Source organism: Armatimonadota bacterium (assembly GCA_020354555.1).
Lineage (GTDB): Bacteria > Armatimonadota > Hebobacteria.
The window spans coordinates 4,592,350-4,609,998 of record CP070648.1; the positions used below are offsets into that span (position 1 = coordinate 4,592,350).

Here is a 17,649-nt window from a genome sequence, read left to right on the forward strand (position 1 = left end):
CGGAAGAGTCTGCGGGCATTACCGGTGCTCCGGTAATACCCGAGACTCTATAGATCCGCGCGATTCGAAGATCGCGCGCCCGATATGACTATCTCTGTGTGCTCTGTGGTTGAATGAAGAACGATGTTCGTGCATCTTCACGTCCATTCGCCGTTTTCGTTTCTCGACGGGGCCAGCGCCATCGAGGATCTGGTCGAAGCCGCGGCGTCCTTTGACATGCCGGCGCTGGCCGTAACCGATCACAACAATCTCTCCGCCGCCGTCCGCTTTCACCACATCGCGATCGCCGCCGGCATCACGCCCATCATCGGAGCGGAGGTGACGGTGGGCGCGACAGCTGACATTGCCCCTCCCCCTTCCGGGGAGAGACCTGGGAGAGGGGGCGACGGCGGGCTCATGCACCCTCACCCTGCCCTCTCCCCGACAGGGAGAGGGTTTCGCGGGCGTGCAGATCCAAGACCGGTCGCACCGCCAGGGCAGATACCAAAGCCTCCCCATCACCTCACTCTGCTTGCCCAGAACTCCCGGGGCTATGCCAACCTCTGCCGCATTCTGACCCACGCCCACCTCTCGCAGCCGCGGCTCCAGCCCGCGACTTTGCCGGAGGTGATGCGCGACCACAGCGAGGGCATCATCGCGCTGTCGGGGTGCAGGAGAGGGGAAGTCCCATCGCTCATTTCGCAGCGCCGATTCGCCGAGGCGGAAGAGGCGGCGCAGCGCTTGCGCGACGTCTTCGGCCCCGACCGGTTCTTCCTGGAGATGCAGCACCTCCTGCTGCCCGGGGAGAAGGACCTCAACGCCCGGCTGGCGGAGTTGGCCGCGCACCTGGGCGTAAAACTCGTGACCACCAACAACGTGCATCATCGCCGCCGCGACGATTTTCTCATCCACGACGTCCTCACCTGCGCCCGCACGCTGACCAAGCTGGACGACGTGCACCCCGAGCGCCGCCTCAACGCGCAGACATACTTCCGCTCCGAGCGGGAGATGCGGGAGTTCTTCGGCGATTACCCGCAGGCACTGGAGGCGGCGGGGCGCATCGCGGAGATATGCGAGCCGGCGTTGGATCCCGGCGAATATCGCTTCCCGAAATACCCGGTGCCGGAGGGGGAAACGGCTTATGAGATGCTCGAACGCCTGGCCGGGCAAGGCGCGCGCAAGCGCTACGGAGACATCAAGGGCGCAGTCGCCCGCCGCCTGCGCCACGAGCTTTCGGTCATCCGCCAACTCGGCTTCCAGGATTACTTCCTCGCGGTCTGGGATCTGGCGCAGTTCGCCCGCCGCGAGGGCATTCGCTGCGCCGGGCGCGGCTCGGCGGCCGACAGCCTGGTCGCCTACTGCCTGAGTCTGACGAGCGTTGACCCCGTCGCGCGCGGGCTGCTGTTCGAGCGGTTCATGAGCCTGGAGCGCGCGGCGCCGCCCGACATTGATCTCGACTTCCAGGCCGAGCGCCGCGACGACGTCACGAATTACGTGATCGCCAAATACGGCCGGGAGCACGTCGGCGCGGTCGCGACGTACAACACCTTCCGCGCGCGCAGCGCGGTGCGCGACCTGGGCAAGGCGATGGGGTTTCCCCTGGATGATCTGGATCATCTCTCCAGCCGCCTCCCCTACCTGCCGGCCGATGCGATTGACGCCGCCTTCGACGCCGTGCCCGAGCTGCGCGACAGCGATATCCCCCGCGAGCGGTATCGAGAGCTGATGGAAATCTGCAAGGCGGTGGCCGGCTTCCCTCGGCATCTCTCGACCCACCTCGGCGGCATCGTCATCACCGGCGCGCCGATCATGGACGTCTCGCCTTTGCAAATGGCGGCCAAGGGCATGCCCGTCATGCACTTTGACAAGGACGATGTCGAAGACCTGGGGCTGATCAAGCTCGACCTGCTGTGCCTGCGCATGCTCTCGGCGGTGGAGGACAGCGTGCGCGCGATCGGGGCGCGCGAGCCGGGGTTCGACTACGAGGCGATCCCATATGACGACAAGGAATCCTACGACCTCGTCGCCTCGACCGAAACGGTCGGTTTGTTCCAACTCGAGAGCCCGGCGCAGCGCGCCTTGCACGCGCGGCTGAAGCCGGACCGGTTCGAGGACCTGGTGGCGAGCGTGGCCATCATCCGGCCGGGGCCGATCCTGGCGAACATGGTTGACCCATACCTCGCGCGGAGGTCGGGGCGCGAGCCGGTGACGTATCTTCATCCCGCGCTGGAGCGGATTCTGTCGAAGACCTACGGCGTGGTGCTGTTCCAGGAGCAGGTGATCGAGATCGCCACCGAGATCGCGGGGTTCACGCCAGGGGAGGCCGACCAACTGCGCCGCGCGATGACGCACCAGCGCTCGTGGGAGAACATGGAGCGCATCGGCGAGCAGTTCATCCGGCGCGCGCGGGAGCGCGGGGTGACGGAGCAAGTGGCGCGGGAGATTTTCTCCTACATTCACGCCTACGCCGGCTACGGCTTTTGCGAGGCGCACGCGGCGGCGTTCGCCGATACCGCGTACAAGACGGCGTACCTGATGGCGCACTACCCAACGGAGTTTTACGCGGCGCTGCTGTCCAATCAGCCCATGGGCTTCTGGCCGCCGAATACGCTGATCTGGGAGGCGAAGCGAAAAGGCATCGACATCCTGGGGCCGGACGTGAACCGCAGCCAGGCGAAGTTCACGGTGGAGGAGGTTGGCGAGCGTCCCGCCGTCGCGCCGCTTGTAGGGGCACAGCATGCTGTGCCCCTATCTCGAGCCGCGCGAAGCGATGCTGCGAAGTCTGCGCACAAGGCCATCCGCGTCGGGCTGATTCAGATTCGCGGCATCGGCGAGGCGTCGCTGACAGCGATCCTCACGGCGCGGAGTGATGGGCCGTTCCGGTCGCTGGAGGATTTCTGCCGGCGGGTGCGGGCCGACCGCGACCTCCTCCGCAACATGATTCTGTGCGGGGCGTTCGATTCGCTGTGCCCCAATCGGCGGCAGGCGTTATGGGAACTCGACGCGGCGCTGGCGGCGGCGGAGGAGGAGGGCGCGCCCCCGCGGCTCACTGAATGCAGGGACCGATCTCCTGATCGGCCCGACGGCGAGCCGGAGTGGAGCCCAGCCCCTAGGAGTGATGGATTGCGGTCAGCCCAAACCGCCGATTTCTCGGCGCGCGAGAAATGGCATCATGAATTCGACATCCTGGACATCGCGATACGGGAGCATCCGATCGGCCTCATCCGCGAGCGCCTGCGCCGGCAGGGGGTCATCACCGCGGCACAGGCCAAGCAATCCCGCAGCGGGCGGCGGGTGAAAGTGGCGGGGACGATCATTCGCCCCCACCGCCCGCCGACGAAGAGCGGGCGCACGGTGGTGTTCTTCACGTTGGAGGACGAGACCGGGCTGCTCGATGTGACGGTGTTTGACTCCGTCTATCAGCGCTGCGGGGAGGCCATCTTCAGCCAGCCGATCGTGACCGTGGCCGGCCGCCTCGACCGGCGGGGGGATCCATCAACCCCCGCTGCGCTAACAGCAGATGATGTGACGTGAATCGTCCCACGACTCCCTGCTGATTGTCGATACCAGCGCGGGAGGAAACCCGGGCATATCGCTTGAACCCTAACCTCGGGCTCGACATGAGACACAGTGACAGGGAATTGCGGTCAATCGTTCTTCGCCTGGGTTCGACCTGGCTGCCCGCGCTCGTGGCCTCAGTTGGCCTCGCGGCTTGCGGGTGCGCAGGAAACCGCGGCGAGCAAACCGAGGGGCGCGGAGGCGCAGCGCCGATTGCGTATCCGGACCGCCTGTCGGCGGCGAGCATGCCGAGCGAAGTGGCGCAGGTGATGATTCAGGCGCTTGACGCGAAGGACAAGCAAACGCTGCTGGGCCTGGTGGCAACGAAGATGGAGACGGCGGCGATTGACGAGATCTACCGTAAGCACGGTCGCTCCCACGACACCAAGCCCGCGGAGGCGGCTCGGCTTAGCGCTGCCGGCTGGCAGGCCACATACGCGTTTTTCGAGAAGGGCGCGACGTACGTGACGGAAGAGCGCATGGAGCCCGCGGGAGCCGGCGGTGCCGAGACCGCCATGGTCATCGCCCGTGGCGCCAACGCGAGCACGGGCGAGCCGCAACTGCTGATCATCGAGCTCGTCCAGGAAGGCGGTCTGTGGAAGGTGAAGGCCGGCCTCCAGACCGGCGAAGCGATGCCGCAGCGGTAACGCGTGATCGCGCGCACGGGGGATTGAGCCCCCAACCGTTCCATCCCTACCAGCGGATCAGCGAGAAGTTGACCATCGTGGTGCGCCCCGCGACGAACCGCACGTCCGACACCCCCTGCGGTATGTAGCCGGAGGCGAACACTTCGACAACGTAAACCCCCGCCGGGAGATTCTGGCTGATGTCGTAGGTTCCAGTCGGCCCGGTGACCGCTCGACCTATCACGGACGCATAGCTGCGCACAATGACGGCGGCGCCGGGGATCGGCGCGCCGGTCGCCCGGTCAATGACGCGACCCGTCACCCGCGCAGAGTCGGCGGGATCAACGACCCCGCCCCCGGTCGGCGTGAGGGAGAGATTCAGAACCGTCGTCTCGCCGGCGAAGAGATACACCGCCGGCTCCTCCTCCGCCGCGTAGCCGTACGCCGCGACCTTCACGGCATACACGCCTGCAGGAAGATCGGTGCTGATCTCATAGACGCCGTCCGAACCGGTGGTGGCTTGCTGCACCAGGTCACCGTCCCTGAACGCGAGGACCGTCGCACCGATGACGGGCGCACTGGTGACCTCATCTGTCACCGCGCCGGTGAGCCGTGCAGACCGTGCGACGGCGGGCTCCAGGAAGAAGTTCACGTAGGCGGTGTCCGTCCCGGTGACGGGGATATTCCACTTGGTTTGCCGCACGTATCCGTCGCGCGAGGCGCTCACCCGGTACAGTCCTGGGGGCAACTCGCGGCCGAACTCGTACATAGCATAGCGCCCCTCGGCGAGGGTGCTGTCCACCCACGTCTCGTCGCGATACACATTGACCGTGGCGCCGATCAAGCATTCGCCGGAAGCGCGATCCTTCACCTGCCCTTTCAGCGGGGCAGGCAAGACCGCCGTGGTGAAGGCGGCCCTCACGCGAACGGCGGGGTCGGCGCGCGAGGTCGCTGAAAGAGTGGCGATGTCGCCGTCCTCGCCCTGGGCGCTCTGCGGGATGAGGACCGCGACGAAGCAGCGGAACACGGCATTGACGGCGAGAACGCCGGTGGTCGCAGCCGAGTTGTACTCATACGGCTCATGTATGCCGTTGCCGGGGATGCCTCCTCCGGCGCCGTCGTCTTTGTAGATTGCGACCGCCCAGGCGGGGTCGGCGGCGGAACGGATGCTGAGGTCGAAGGAGTCGGGAGCGCTGCCGGTGTTGGTGACGGCCACGGCGTAGAAGACGACCTCGCCGGGCCCTCCGTACCCCCAGCCGGCACTCGGGGTCACCAGCACCCCGGCCTCGGCGACGGGCTCGCTGACGACCACCGTGACGAGGTTGGACCACGCGGCAGGCTGCGCGCGGCCCGACGAGTCCTGGTAGCGAATCGCAGCCGTGTTCTGGATGACCGTGCCCGCGGGCGTGACCCCGGCGCAAGCGGGAGCTGCGATCAGGCCGGCGACAAGCGCTAGCAGAGCAAGCAAGCAGGCACCGGCGGGAAAGGAGCGGCCGAGTGAACATGACCGCGTGCGGTCAAGACGTCGAGTGGGAAAGCCCGTAGGCATCGGCCCCCCACCCGCGCACAGGGGATGCGGCAGATACGTTTGCAACGTCAACATCTGACTCCGAGCAATCAGGGTATTGGCTGCCGCGTGGAGTCGCGACGGCCGGGATCTGTGCAGCGATGACGCAAGAAAAGTTGCTGCAATGACGCCAGATGCCGGAGTAACACTTCTAACAATTCCGCGCGCGCTGCGCGACTCCTTCTTGCGCGATGAAATCAGCAACCGGACACCGGAACGACGCCGCACATATGGCCGCGACCCCCGGCGATGACCGCCAAGACGCCTCGCTTGTCCGCGCTGGCGGACAAGCGTTGCATGACTCAGCGACCAAGTGAGTATGGCCGAGCGGCCAACCGCGTCCCGGATTGTGGCACGAGCGCATGAGGCGACGCCTGCGACACGAAAGCCAATCGAAGGTAGCGGCGGGTGGGTGGAGAAAATAACTCTGGTGTTCACCGTGGTTGGGCAGCAGTGCTCGGCCTGCTGCGACCGAAGCAATGAATGACGGCCGCGTGGAGTGGACGATTCTGCCTCGGGCACGTGCCTGCGGCGGCGGGCGACGAACGATGATGAACCCGATTTCGCGGACGAGGCGGACTGCTCTGTCAACCGGCGGCGGAAGTGGCAGTGATTAACCTCCGCATAAGCGCCAGGCTGATCGGCGGATTCCTTGTCGTCGTGGGCCTGATCGGAGTGATCGGGGTGATCGCTCTGGACGGCCTGCGCGACGTCAGCGCGCGTTACCAGGATGCGCTCGATGCGTACTGCGGGCAGGCAGTCGCGGGGCTGGAGTTGAAAGCGGCCGTGCTGCAGCATGTCAGAGCGCAGAAGAACTACCTGCTGCGGGGCGACCCCGAGTATCTGACAGAGGCCCGCGGGGAGGCGCAGCGCATGCGCGCCGCGCGCCTCAAGCTGGAAGCCGCGACGCGGAGTCGGGACGACCTCGACCTGCTGCGACAACTGGACGAACGGGTAGACCTGCTCGATCAGACCTTCCGAGCGAGTGTGGCGACGCGACAGGCGCAGGGCATCGAGGAGGCTGACGCGGCGATGCGGGGCAAAGCGGCGGCGGTGACCGCGGTTCTCGACGACTTCGTCGCGCGCGCAGAGGAGGGAGCGCAGCGGGAGGCGGCGCGCGCGCAGGATCAAGCCCGCCGCACCGGGGCGCTCACCGTGATCCTCATCGTTTGTCTTGGCTTGCTTGCGCTCTTCCTCGGTCTGGTGCTGTCACTGTCGGTGACCCGGCCGTTGGGACGGCTCCAGTCGCAGATTGACGCAGTCGCCCAGGGCCGCGCCGCGCCCCCCGAACCGGCGGCGGAGGGGCGGGACGAAGTCGCCCAGATCGCACGCGCGTTTCACGAGTTGGTGCAGGAGGCCGCGCTGCTGCGCGAGATGGAGGCGCGCAGCAAGCGGCTCGAGGAATTCTCGTCGCGCGTTGCGCGAGCGCAGGAGGAAGAACGAGAGCTCATCGCGCGCGAGCTTCACGACGGCCTGGGCCAGGCGCTGACCGCCATCAAGCTCGACCTCGCGGCGGCCGCCCGCGCGGTGAGTCCCGAAGCCGAGGCGACGAGAGAGCACCTGCTCAAGGCGCAGCGGCTCGCCGACGAGGGCATCGACGAACTGCGGCGATTGGCCTTCGACCTGCGGCCGGCGGCGCTCGACAATCTCGGCTTGGTCGCCGCCTTGGAGTCCTACGCGCGAGGGTTCAAGGATCGCGGCGTGACGGTCGCCGTGGAGGCCGACGCGTTCGAGCCGCGCCTGCCCTTCGAGGTCGAAACCGCCCTGTATCGCATTTGCCAGGAGGCGCTGACGAACATATCGAAGCACGCGCAGGCGAGCCACGCGGTGGTGCGCCTGCGGCGCGAGCCGGACACCGTCCGGCTGACCGTGACCGACGACGGCGTGGGTTTTGACACAGCGGCGGTGACTCGGTCCGATGGCACGCTGAAAGGAATCGGTCTATTAAGCATGGAACGACGCGCGGAGGAGCTCGGCGGGACGTTTCGTATCGAATCGGCGCCGGGCCGGGGCACGACGGTCTACGTTACGGTGCCGCGGAGACCACAGAGGCAAGTATGAAACCCGTCATGATATTGCTCGCGGACGATCACACCATCGTCCGCCAGGGGCTGAAAGCGATCCTCGACGCCGAGCCCGACCTCCACGTGGTGGGCGAAGTGAGCGACGGCCGCGAGGCGGTACAGGCAGTGCGCTCGTTGCGGCCCGGGGTGGTGGTGATGGACATTGCGATGCCCGGTCTCAACGGGATCGAGGCCACGCGGCAGATCGCGTCGCTGCCGGGCGCTCCCCGAGTGATCATCCTCAGCATGTACGCGGACGTGGAGCACGTGCTGCACGCGCTCGAGGCGGGAGCCGCGGGCTACGTGCGCAAGCAAGACGCTGACGCGGAACTCGTCGCCGCCGTTCGCGGCGGCGACCCAGGAAAGCCGTTTCTGAGCCCCAGCGTTGACCGGGAACTGGTCGAAGAGCACCGACGCCGCGCCGAAGTGCAGACCGCGCGACAGCCCCAGGAATACGAGCCGCTGACGCCTCGTGAACGCGAAGTCCTGCAGTTGGTCGCGGAGGGTCGGCCGAACAAGCAGATTGCCTCGATACTCGGCATCGCCGTGCGCACCGTCGAGGCACACCGCGCCAGCATCATGAGGAAGCTCAGCATCACGGATCAGGCCAGCCTCGTGCGCTACGCGGTGCGCAAGGGCATCGTGTCGATGGACGAATAGGATCGAAGGATAGCGCATCCCGAGAGGCGCCCCGGCGGCACGCGGGGCGCCGTTCGCTTTCATTACCCCCCCTCGCCGCAGACCGATCCGTGATTGAGCGCTGTCTCCCATCCGCCTCCACGCTGCGCATACTGCGGCTACCCGCAATGCGGTGATCTACACTATTCGCCTCGCGGCAGATGGGGCATACTACGTATGGCTTGTTCTGCTTTTCACAAACTGATGCGGAAAGCCGGACGGCGGAGACAGCATGGACACAACACCGCAATACCCCGACCGGGGGCGGCAGACGGGTCAGCGCGCCGAGAGGAACCTCCGCATCATGCTCGTCGGTCACCATCCTCTGGTACGCCAGAGCCTGCGTGACATCATCCACGGCGAGCCGGACCTGGAGGTCGTCGCCGAAGCGGCGGTTATCGAGGATGCGCTCGTGGCCGGGCGGGCGCTGCAGCCGGACGTGGTGATCCTCGACGTCGCCTCGGCCAGGGACCGCGGCGTGGCGGCGCTGCGAGATGCCTGTCCGCCGGAACATCCGCCGCGGATCGTGATGGTGGGGATGTCGGCCGACCGGGAGCATGTGATGCATGCGCTGCGCGCCGGGGCGTGCGGCTACTTGCGCACTCAGGACGCAGCGGAGGAACTCGTGGCGGCGGTACGCACCGCATCCCCCGCGCGGCTCTTTTTGGGCGCCGCGATCGAAAAGGAGGAGATCATGGCAGAGGTGGTTTCCACACAGAGAAAGGCGAGGGTGCTCGTGGTCGAGGACGATTCGGATTTCGTGGACATCGCGAAGACGGCGCTCGAAGCCGGCGGGTACGAGGTCCTGGTCGCCAACACTAAGGACGACGGCCTCAAGCGCGCGCGGGAGGAACGACCTGACGCTATCATCCTCGACGTCATGATGCCGGAGGGGACCGAAGGCTTCCACTTCGTGTGGGAGCTGCGTCAGGATCCCGACGAGGCGATCCGCGCGATCCCCATCCTGGTGCTCAGCGCGATTCACGAGCGAAGCCAACTGCGGTTCTACCCTGACCAGGGCGACGACACGTACGAGCCGTTCGAGTACCTGCCGGTTCAGGAGTTCGTTGACAAGCCGGTGGCGCCCGGCGAACTGCTTGAGAAGGTGCGGCGTCTCGTCGCGGGCGCGCCGGCGAAATCGAAGCCGGCGTGATGGAAGGGCGGCGTTCTGCGTTCAGATGGCAGGTCTAGGCTTGGCGCATGCATCATCCTCGCATACCGAGCTATGGTCGCCAACGACGTTGGCCTCGAGCGTCCCAGGGGCGAGGACGCTCCGCATCATGATCGCGTCCGCAGGAGCATTGGGCGAGCTTGCGGCCCGGCTGGGCGCGCGCGCGCTTGCCCCTCCGAGCGCCGGCGGAGAGAGATACGACACGGTGTGCTGTTCGAGCACGATAAGCGAAGCGCTGCGGGACGCGAGCCCGGGCTGTGCCCTCGTGATACCGCTGGGCAACACGCAGGTGGTACGCGCGGCGGCACTGCTCGGAGCGGCGGCGGTGGTCGTCTGCGGCGGCTGCGAAGTCGAAGCGGCGGCCGTGATTGCGGCCCGCCGAGAAGAGCTGGCGCTGTTCGCCACGGCGCTTGACATCAACACCTGCCGTCGGGAAGCGGCCGACGCCGCCGCGCGCGCCGCGCCGAGCAAGTGCGCGCCGCTGACCCCGCTCGCGGAAGAGTCCTCCGCGCAGGCAAGGTTCCCGGTGCTCGGGGGCGGCTACTTCATGGCGGGGCAGGCGTCGCGCCGCGTGCGAGACATGCTCGAAGCGGCAGGGGTGAGCGCCGATATCGTTCGCCGGGTGAGCATCGCCACGTACGAGGCGGAGATGAATGTCGTCATCTATGCGCCGTCCGGGTCGATCGCCGTGGCTGTGACTCCCACTGACGTGCAGGTGTGCGTGGCGGACAACGGGCCGGGCATCGCCGATCTGGAGCAGGCGATGCGCCCCGGCTATTCGACGGCGCCTGAGAAGGCGCGCGCGATGGGGTTTGGCGCCGGGATGGGGCTGCCCAACATAGCGCGCTCGTGCGATGAGCTGTCAATCGAAACCGGCCATGAAGCGGGCGGCACGCGGATCGTGATGCGCTTTCGCCGCGAGCAGCGGGAGGGGGCGCGACGATGACCGTGCGGCAAGTTGCAGAGGACCTGGGGCTGTCGGTGCGCGCGGCGGAGAGCGGGCTCGACGCGGCAGTGCGCGGCGGCATCGCGTGCGACCTGCTCAGCGTCGTCATGAGCCAGGCCGCGAAAGGCGCCCTCTGGGTCACGGTGCAGTGCCATCCGAACGTGGTCGCGGTGGCGACGCTTGCGGGCGTGAGTGGCATCGTGATCGCTCACGGGTTCGAGCCCGAGCCGGAGACTCTGAGCAAGGCGGAGCAGGAACGCATTCCAGTCCTCACTACATCGGCATCATCCTTCGAGGTGGCCGGTCGGCTCTATGGGCTGGGAGTGCGCTAGGGATGGCGCAGGCGCTCAGGCGATACCGGGCCGACCTCCACGTGCACACGGCCCTGTCGCCGTGCGCGAGCGAGGCGATGACGCCGCCGGCGATCATCACGGCGGCGCGCCAGCGCGAGGTTGACTTGATTGGAGCGGTGGACCATAACGCGGCGGGCAATGCGCGAGCTTTGATTGCGGCGACCGAGTGCCGAGGGCCGGACGGGCCGATCCATGTTCTGCCGGGCCTCGAGGTCGAAAGCGCGGAGGGAGTGCACGTCGTGTGTCTCTGCAACAGCGCGGAGGCCGCCGAGGCGATGCAGGAGTTTGTGTGGTCGCACCTGCCGGCGGCGACAAACCGTCCCGAGGCGATCGGGGAGCAGTCCCTGCTCGATGCCGAGGGACGCGCGGTGAGACAGGAAACGAGATTGCTGCTGCAAGCGACGACGATCAAGCTGGATGAGCTGTGTCGGGAGGCCGCGCGGCGGGGCTTGCTGTGCGTGCCCGCGCACGTCACGCGGAGGACGTACGGGCTGCTGGGGGTGCTGGGGTTCGTTCCCGATCATCTGGCATTCGACGCGCTCGAGCTGGGCCCGCCGGGTCGGACGCCGCTGCCGCTGGCCGCCCGCCCCCAGGCGGATCTCGGGCGCTTGCCGCAGGTACGCGCCTCGGACGCTCATCGGCTTGACGACATCGGCACGGCGTGTACGGACTTCTGGCTCGCGAAGCCCACGGTGGCTGAGCTTCGTCTCGCCCTGCGGCAGAGAGCGGGGCGGCGGGCCTGCGCGGTGCCACTGGGAGGGTGACGAGACGGCGATGCGCGATCTCTGCCAACACATCATGGATCTCGTCGAGAACGCCGCAGCGGCCCGGGCGAGCCGGGTGAGCGTCGAGTTGTGCGAGGATGAGACGCGAGACCGCATGACGTTGTCGGTTGAGGATAACGGGCGCGGCATCGGCCCGGACGCGCTCGAACGCGCCGCGGATCCGTTCTACACGACGCGGCAGACGCGCGCGGTGGGCCTGGGATTGAGCCTGCTGCGAGCGGCGGCCGCGCGTTGCGGAGGCGACTTCGCGATCCATTCGACCCCCGGTCAAGGAACCCGGGTCGAATGCAGCTTCGGCCTGTCGCACATTGACCGTGCGCCGTTGGGTGACGTCGTCGCGACGCTGACGGCGCTGGTCGCGGTGCATCCCGGGCTCGACCTGCGCTACGAGCACCGCCAGGGCGACCGGTGCTTCAGCTTGGACACAGCCGAGTTCCGAGCCGCGCTGGGCGAAGGCCCGGGCCTGGACGAGCCGGCTGTCGTGGCAGCACTGCGCCGGTACCTGGCGGGCGAGTGGGATGCCTTCCGGGAGCGGGCTGGGCCATCGGTTGAGGAGAGAGCGCCGCCCGCGGCAGCGCGCGACGGCGCCGAGTGAGGCCGCGGCGAAACTGCAGGGGCCGCCGGCGCTCGGAGGAGTGGAAGGGCACGAACGGATCAACGAGTCACTACGTTGGACAAAGCGTAAGAGCATCAAGGAGTGAGTCGGTCGCCCGGAGCGCGACCAGATCAAGGAGCGAGTAGATGAGCGGATCACATGCGTGTAAGTGTGCCTGCGAGCGCAGCGAAGAGGAACTGTACGCGGAACTCGACGCCCTGCTCAACGAGCACCGGGAGGATTCCGCGTCTCTGATCCAGGTTCTGCACCGAGCGCAGAATCTGTTCGGCTACGTGCCGCGCACGGCGCAGGTACGGATCGCGCGCGCGCTGGGGTTGACGGAAGCGGAAGTGGAGGGCGTGGTCAGCTTCTACCACTACTTCACGCGAGTGCCCCGGGGCAAGCACACGATCCGGGTCTGTCTCGGCACGGCATGCTACGTCCGCGGCGGGCGCAAGATCGTGGATCAGATGGAGAAGGAATTGGGGATCGAGGTCGGCGGGACGACCGAGGACCGCGACTTCAGCCTCGAGACAGTACGCTGCATTGGGGCGTGCGGCCTGTCGCCGGTGATGACGGTGGACGAGGACGTCTACCGGCGCGTGCCGCCGGCCAAGGCGGGCAAGCTCGTGGGCAAGTATCGAACCGAGGCGGCTTGAGAGTCTCGTTCCATATCACCTGAGAGGAGCGACATAGGTGTATAGATCTCATGTCTTGTTGTGCGCGGGAGCCGGATGCGTGAGTTCCGGGGAGGAGTCCATCAGGCAGGCCCTGGCCGGCGAACTCAATCGCCTCGGGCTCGACGGCGAGGTCAAACTCGTGGAGACCGGATGCATGGGCATCTGCGATCTCGGCCCAATCGCGGTCGTCTACCCGGACGGCGTGTTCTATCAGCGTCTGACGCCCGACGACGCCCGGGACGTGGCCGAACAGCACTTGCTGAAGGGCCGCGTTGTGAATCGCCTGCTCTACACGGCGCCCGAGACCGGGGAGCAGGTCACGGCGATCGGCGAGATTCCGTTCTTCCTGGAGCAGCGTAAGGTCGTGCTGGAGAACTGCGGGCTAATTGATCCGGCGGCGATTGACGAATACATCGCACGCGACGGCTACGCCGCGCTCGGCAAGGTGCTGACCGAGATGACGCCGCAGCAGGTCATCGACGAATTGAAAGCGTCGGGCCTGCGCGGCCGAGGCGGCGCGGGGTTCCCGACAGGGGTCAAGTGGCAGTTCGTCCACGACGCCCCGGGCAAAGTGAAGTACGTGGTGTGCAACGCGGACGAGGGCGACCCCGGCGCGTTCATGGACCGCAGCGTGCTGGAGGGTGATCCGCACCGCGTGATCGAGGCGATGACCATCGCCGCCTATGCCGTAGGCGCGCACCAGGGCTACGTGTACGTTCGCGCGGAGTATCCGCTCGCGGTGGCGCGCCTCGGCGTCGCGCTGGACGCGGCGCGCGAGATGGGCCTGCTGGGCAAGAACATCCTGGGCAGCGGCTTCGACTTCCGGCTCGAGATCCGCATCGGCGCCGGCGCGTTCGTCTGCGGGGAAGAGACGGCGCTGCTCGCTTCCATCGAGGGCCGGCGCGGCGAGCCGCGGCCGCGGCCGCCGTTCCCCGCGCAGCGCGGCTTGTGGGGCAAGCCGACCGTGCTCAACAACGTCGAGACCTACGCGAACGTCCCGACCATCATCCGCCGCGGCGGCGCGTGGTTCGCCGAGTACGGCACCGAGAAGAGCAAGGGCACCAAGGTCTTCGCCCTCGCGGGCGACATCAACAACACCGGGCTGGTCGAAATCCCGATGGGCACGCCGCTGGGGCGGATCCTGTACGACATCGGGGGCGGCATCCGCGACGGCAAGAAGTTCAAGGCGGCCCAGACCGGCGGCCCGTCGGGCGGCTGCATCCCGGTGCAATACCTCAACGTGCCGATGGATTATGAGTCGCTCAAGGAGCTGGGCGCGATCATGGGCTCGGGCGGCCTCATCGTCATGGACGAAGATACGTGCATGGTGGACATGGCGCGGTTCTTCCTCGACTTCGTGCAAGACGAATCGTGCGGCAAGTGCCCGCCGTGCCGCATCGGGACGCGCCGTATGCTCGAGATCGTGACTCGCATCACCGAAGGCAAAGGCGAGGAGGGCGATGTCGAGCGCCTCGTCGAGCTGTGCGAGAACGTCAAGACTTCAGCGCTCTGCGGGCTGGGGCAGACGGCGGTCAACCCCGTGCTCAGCACCATCCGCCATTTCCGCGAGGAGTACGACGCCCACATCCGCGAGAAGCGCTGCCCGGCTGCTGTGTGCCGGGGGCTGTTCCGCTCCCCGTGCCAGCACACGTGCCCGGTCGGGGTGGACGTCCCGGGCTATGTAGAGCTGATCGCCGCGGGGCGGTTCGCGGAGGCGACCGACCTGGTGCGCGAGCGCAACCCATTCCCCTCGATCTGCGGGCGCGTGTGCACCCACCCCTGTGAAAGCAAGTGCCTGCGCGGCCAGTTGGATGAGCCGATTGCGATCGCGTCGCTCAAGCGTTTCACGGCGGACGCGGCGGCCAGGTCGGGCCACAAGTGGCAACCCGAGTTGGCGCCGAGCAACGGGCGCAGGGTCGCGATCATCGGCGGCGGTCCCGCCGGGCTCAATGCGGCGTACCACCTACGCAAGCGCGGCTACGCGCCCACCGTCTTCGAGTCGAGCGACCGCCTCGGCGGCATGCTGGTATGGGGTATCCCGGAATACCGCCTGCCGCGGGACGTGATCGAGCGAGAGATTCAGGACCTCGTCGACCTTGGGGTAGAGGTCCGGACCAACCAAGCGTGGGGCCGCGAGTTCACGCTCGACAGCCTGCGCGCCGACGGCCATGAGGCGATCCTGCTCGCGATCGGCGCGCACAAGGGACTGGCGTTGGGGGTGGACGGTGAGGCGCTCGACGGCGTTGCGGACGGTGTCCGATTCCTGCGCCAGGCGAACGCCGGCCAGGTCGCCCGACTCGACGGCAAGCGCGTGGCGGTGATCGGCGGCGGCGACGTCGCGATAGATGCGGCGCGCACGGCGGTGCGCCTGGGCGCGGACAAGGTGACGCTGGTGTACCGGCGCACGAAAGCGGAGATGCCCGCGCACGAGAAAGAGATCGAATGGGCCGAACAGGAAGGCGTCGAGCTGCGGTTCCTGCTGGCGCCGGAGCGAGTAGTCGGCAACGGCAAGGTCACCGGGCTGAAGTGCGCGCAGATGGCCCTGGGTGACTTCGACTCGTCCGGCCGCCGTCGGCCTCAGCCCATACCCGGCAGCGCGGTGGAGATCGAGGCGGATGTGGTCATCTCCGCCATCGGGCAGGCGCCCGACGTCCCGTCCGACGGCAACGGCGGGCCGAAGCGCAGCCGCCGGGGTACCGTCGAGGCCGAAGCGAACACCCTGGCAACGACGACGCACGGGGTCTTCGCGGCAGGGGATGCGGTGAGCGGCCCGTGGACGGTGATTCAGGCTCTGGCGCAAGGGGAGCGGGCGGCGAGCGCGATTGACCGCTACCTGCGCGGCGAGCCGCTGGACGCGGAGGTGATCCTCGTCGGTCACGCGCCGCCGGATCCTGCGGCGGCCGAAGGCGAGGGTGAGGCGGACGAGGGTGACGTCGAGGAGCGTCCGCGCGCGGCGATGCCGTGCGTGGCGGCCGACCAGCGGCGGACGAGCTTCTGTGAGGTCGAGTCGGGATTCGACGAGACGACGGCAATCGCGGAGGCGAGCCGCTGCTTGCACTGCCACCGCTCATGAGATCGCGCAGCTCAAAGAAGGCGAAGGAGACAACACGATGCTCAAGAACGTGAAGGATCTGGAGAAGATGAGGCAGGAGGTCAGGGCCTCGCTGGCGGCGCGCGAGAGCGCCGGGGGCGCGCGATTGGTGGTCGCCATGGGCACCTGCGGAATAGCGGCCGGGGCACGCGAGGTCGTGGCGGCGCTGATGGACGAGATAGAGAAGCGCAAGCTGCAAGACATCACGATCACGCAGAGCGGCTGCAAAGGCCTGTGCGACCGCGAGCCGACGTTGGATGTGCTCAGACCGGGGGAAACGTCCATCACCTACGGCGACGTAACACCCGACGCGGCGCGGCGCATCGTGGCCGAACACATCATGGGCGGTAACGTCGTGAAGGAATTCGTCCTGTTTACGGGCGATGCCGGAGGAGCCAAGGCATGAAAGGTACGACCGCGGTGGATAGCAAGACAATCACTCTCACCATCAACGGACAGCAGGTGCAGGCGAAGCCGGGCAGCACCATCCTCGACGCCGCGCGCGCGGCCGGCATTTACATCCCGACGCTGTGCTATCACCCCGACCTGACGCCGGAAGGGTTGTGCCGCATCTGCCTCGTGGAGGTTCAGGGGCAGGCCGCGCTCCAGCCGTCGTGCGTGTACCCGGTCGGCGACGGCATGGTGGTCAACACCGACACCCACGCGGTGCGCGAGGCGCGACGGACGACGGTGCTGCTGCTGCTCTCGAACCATCCCGATGATTGCCTGGCGTGCACCCGCAATCAGAACTGCGAGCTGCAATCGCTGGCGCAGGAGATGGGGATCCGCGACCGCCGCTACGCCGGCGAGCGCAATCAGTTTGAGAAGGATGAGTCCAGCCGCGTCATCGTGCGCGACCCGGAGAAATGCGTATTATGCCGCCGCTGCGTGCGCGTGTGCCAGGACATTCAGGGCGTCGGCGCGATCAATGTGCTCGAGCGGGGCTGGAAGAGCGAGGTCGCGCCCGCCTTCGACACGGAACTTGCCGACGCGGTGTGTGTCTTCTGCGGCCAGTGCATTGACCGCTGCCCGACCGGCGCGCTGACGGAATACGACGCGACCGAGGACGTGTGGACCGCGCTGCGCGACCCGGGCAAGTTCGTCGTGGTACAGACCGCGCCGGCGGTGCGCGCGACCATCGGCGAGGAATTCGGCCTGCCGGCGGGCAGCCTGGTGACCAATGAGATGGTGACCGCGCTGCGCCGCCTCGGGTTCGACCGCATATTCGACACCGACTTCACGGCCGACCTGACGATCATGGAGGAGGGGCACGAGCTGATTCACCGGCTCACGAATGGCGGGCGGCTGCCGATGATCACGTCGTGCAGCCCCGGATGGATTCGGTTCATCGAGTTCTTCTACCCCGACCTGCTGGAGCACGTCTCGACCTGCAAATCGCCGCAGCAGATGTTCGGTGCGGTAGCCAAGACGTACTATGCGGAAAAGGCCGGCGTTGACCCCGCCAGCATGGTCGTGGTCTCGGTGATGCCGTGCACCGCCAAGAAGTTCGAGGCGGTGCGACCGGAGATGCGATCTTCGGGGTATCAGGACGTAGAC

Annotated in this window: 14 protein-coding genes; 13 read left to right on the forward strand and 1 reads right to left on the reverse strand. The window is 67.4% G+C overall.

Going from position 1 to position 17,649, the window contains the following annotated elements:
* Positions 1-123: 123 nt before the first annotated feature.
* Together JSV65_18865 and JSV65_18870 are read left to right on the forward strand one after the other, a co-directional pair.
* Positions 124-3,513 carry a DNA polymerase III subunit alpha gene (locus tag JSV65_18865; protein ID UCH34555.1) on the forward strand — a complete coding sequence of 1,130 codons (3,390 nt, stop codon included), beginning with the start codon at positions 124-126 and terminating at the stop codon, positions 3,511-3,513.
* Between the two features lie 269 nt (positions 3,514-3,782).
* Positions 3,783-4,184 (forward strand): hypothetical protein, encoded by a 402-nt coding sequence (locus JSV65_18870; protein UCH34556.1) that lies wholly within the window; start codon positions 3,783-3,785, stop codon positions 4,182-4,184.
* Between the two features lie 46 nt (positions 4,185-4,230).
* Here the strand turns inward: JSV65_18870 and JSV65_18875 are convergent, their stop codons facing one another.
* Complete coding sequence (locus tag JSV65_18875) at positions 4,231-5,631, reverse strand: carboxypeptidase regulatory-like domain-containing protein (GenBank protein UCH34557.1); 1,401 nt, start codon at positions 5,629-5,631, stop codon at positions 4,231-4,233.
* Positions 5,632-6,339: 708 nt separating this feature from the next.
* On the opposite strand from JSV65_18875, the gene JSV65_18880 reads away from it, so the two are divergent.
* The 11 genes from JSV65_18880 to JSV65_18930 all read left to right on the forward strand — a co-directional run.
* Positions 6,340-7,791 (forward strand): HAMP domain-containing protein, encoded by a 1,452-nt coding sequence (locus tag JSV65_18880; GenBank protein ID UCH34558.1) that lies wholly within the window; start codon positions 6,340-6,342, stop codon positions 7,789-7,791.
* On the forward strand, positions 7,788-8,453 hold the full coding sequence (locus JSV65_18885; protein UCH34559.1) for a response regulator transcription factor: 666 nt from the start codon (positions 7,788-7,790) through the stop codon (positions 8,451-8,453). Before JSV65_18880 ends, JSV65_18885 begins: the two co-directional genes overlap by 4 nt.
* Positions 8,454-8,703: 250 nt before the next feature.
* A complete protein-coding gene (locus tag JSV65_18890; GenBank protein ID UCH34560.1) occupies positions 8,704-9,624 on the forward strand; it encodes a response regulator in 921 nt (306 codons plus the stop codon).
* 565 nt (positions 9,625-10,189) lie between these two features.
* Positions 10,190-10,588 carry an ATP-binding protein gene (locus tag JSV65_18895; GenBank protein ID UCH36847.1) on the forward strand — a complete coding sequence of 133 codons (399 nt, stop codon included), beginning with the start codon at positions 10,190-10,192 and terminating at the stop codon, positions 10,586-10,588.
* Entirely contained in the window at positions 10,585-10,920 is a 336-nt protein-coding gene (locus JSV65_18900) for a serine kinase (GenBank protein UCH34561.1), read from the forward strand. The genes JSV65_18895 and JSV65_18900 overlap by 4 nt, the downstream gene beginning before the upstream one ends.
* A gap of 2 nt (positions 10,921-10,922) precedes the next feature.
* On the forward strand, positions 10,923-11,705 hold the full coding sequence (locus JSV65_18905) for a PHP domain-containing protein (protein UCH34562.1): 783 nt from the start codon (positions 10,923-10,925) through the stop codon (positions 11,703-11,705).
* A gap of 10 nt (positions 11,706-11,715) precedes the next feature.
* A complete protein-coding gene (locus JSV65_18910; protein UCH34563.1) occupies positions 11,716-12,321 on the forward strand; it encodes an ATP-binding protein in 606 nt (201 codons plus the stop codon).
* 146 nt (positions 12,322-12,467) lie between these two features.
* On the forward strand, positions 12,468-12,980 hold the full coding sequence (gene nuoE / locus JSV65_18915) for an NADH-quinone oxidoreductase subunit NuoE (protein ID UCH34564.1): 513 nt from the start codon (positions 12,468-12,470) through the stop codon (positions 12,978-12,980).
* A gap of 37 nt (positions 12,981-13,017) precedes the next feature.
* Complete coding sequence (nuoF, locus tag JSV65_18920) at positions 13,018-16,074, forward strand: NADH-quinone oxidoreductase subunit NuoF (GenBank protein ID UCH34565.1); 3,057 nt, start codon at positions 13,018-13,020, stop codon at positions 16,072-16,074.
* A gap of 37 nt (positions 16,075-16,111) precedes the next feature.
* Positions 16,112-16,498: a (2Fe-2S) ferredoxin domain-containing protein gene (locus JSV65_18925; protein ID UCH34566.1), complete on the forward strand. Its 387-nt coding sequence runs from the start codon at positions 16,112-16,114 to the stop codon at positions 16,496-16,498.
* Positions 16,495-17,649 (forward strand): (2Fe-2S)-binding protein (locus tag JSV65_18930; protein UCH34567.1); only part of this gene is annotated, 1,155 nt, incomplete at its 3' end. The genes JSV65_18925 and JSV65_18930, both read left to right, overlap by 4 nt.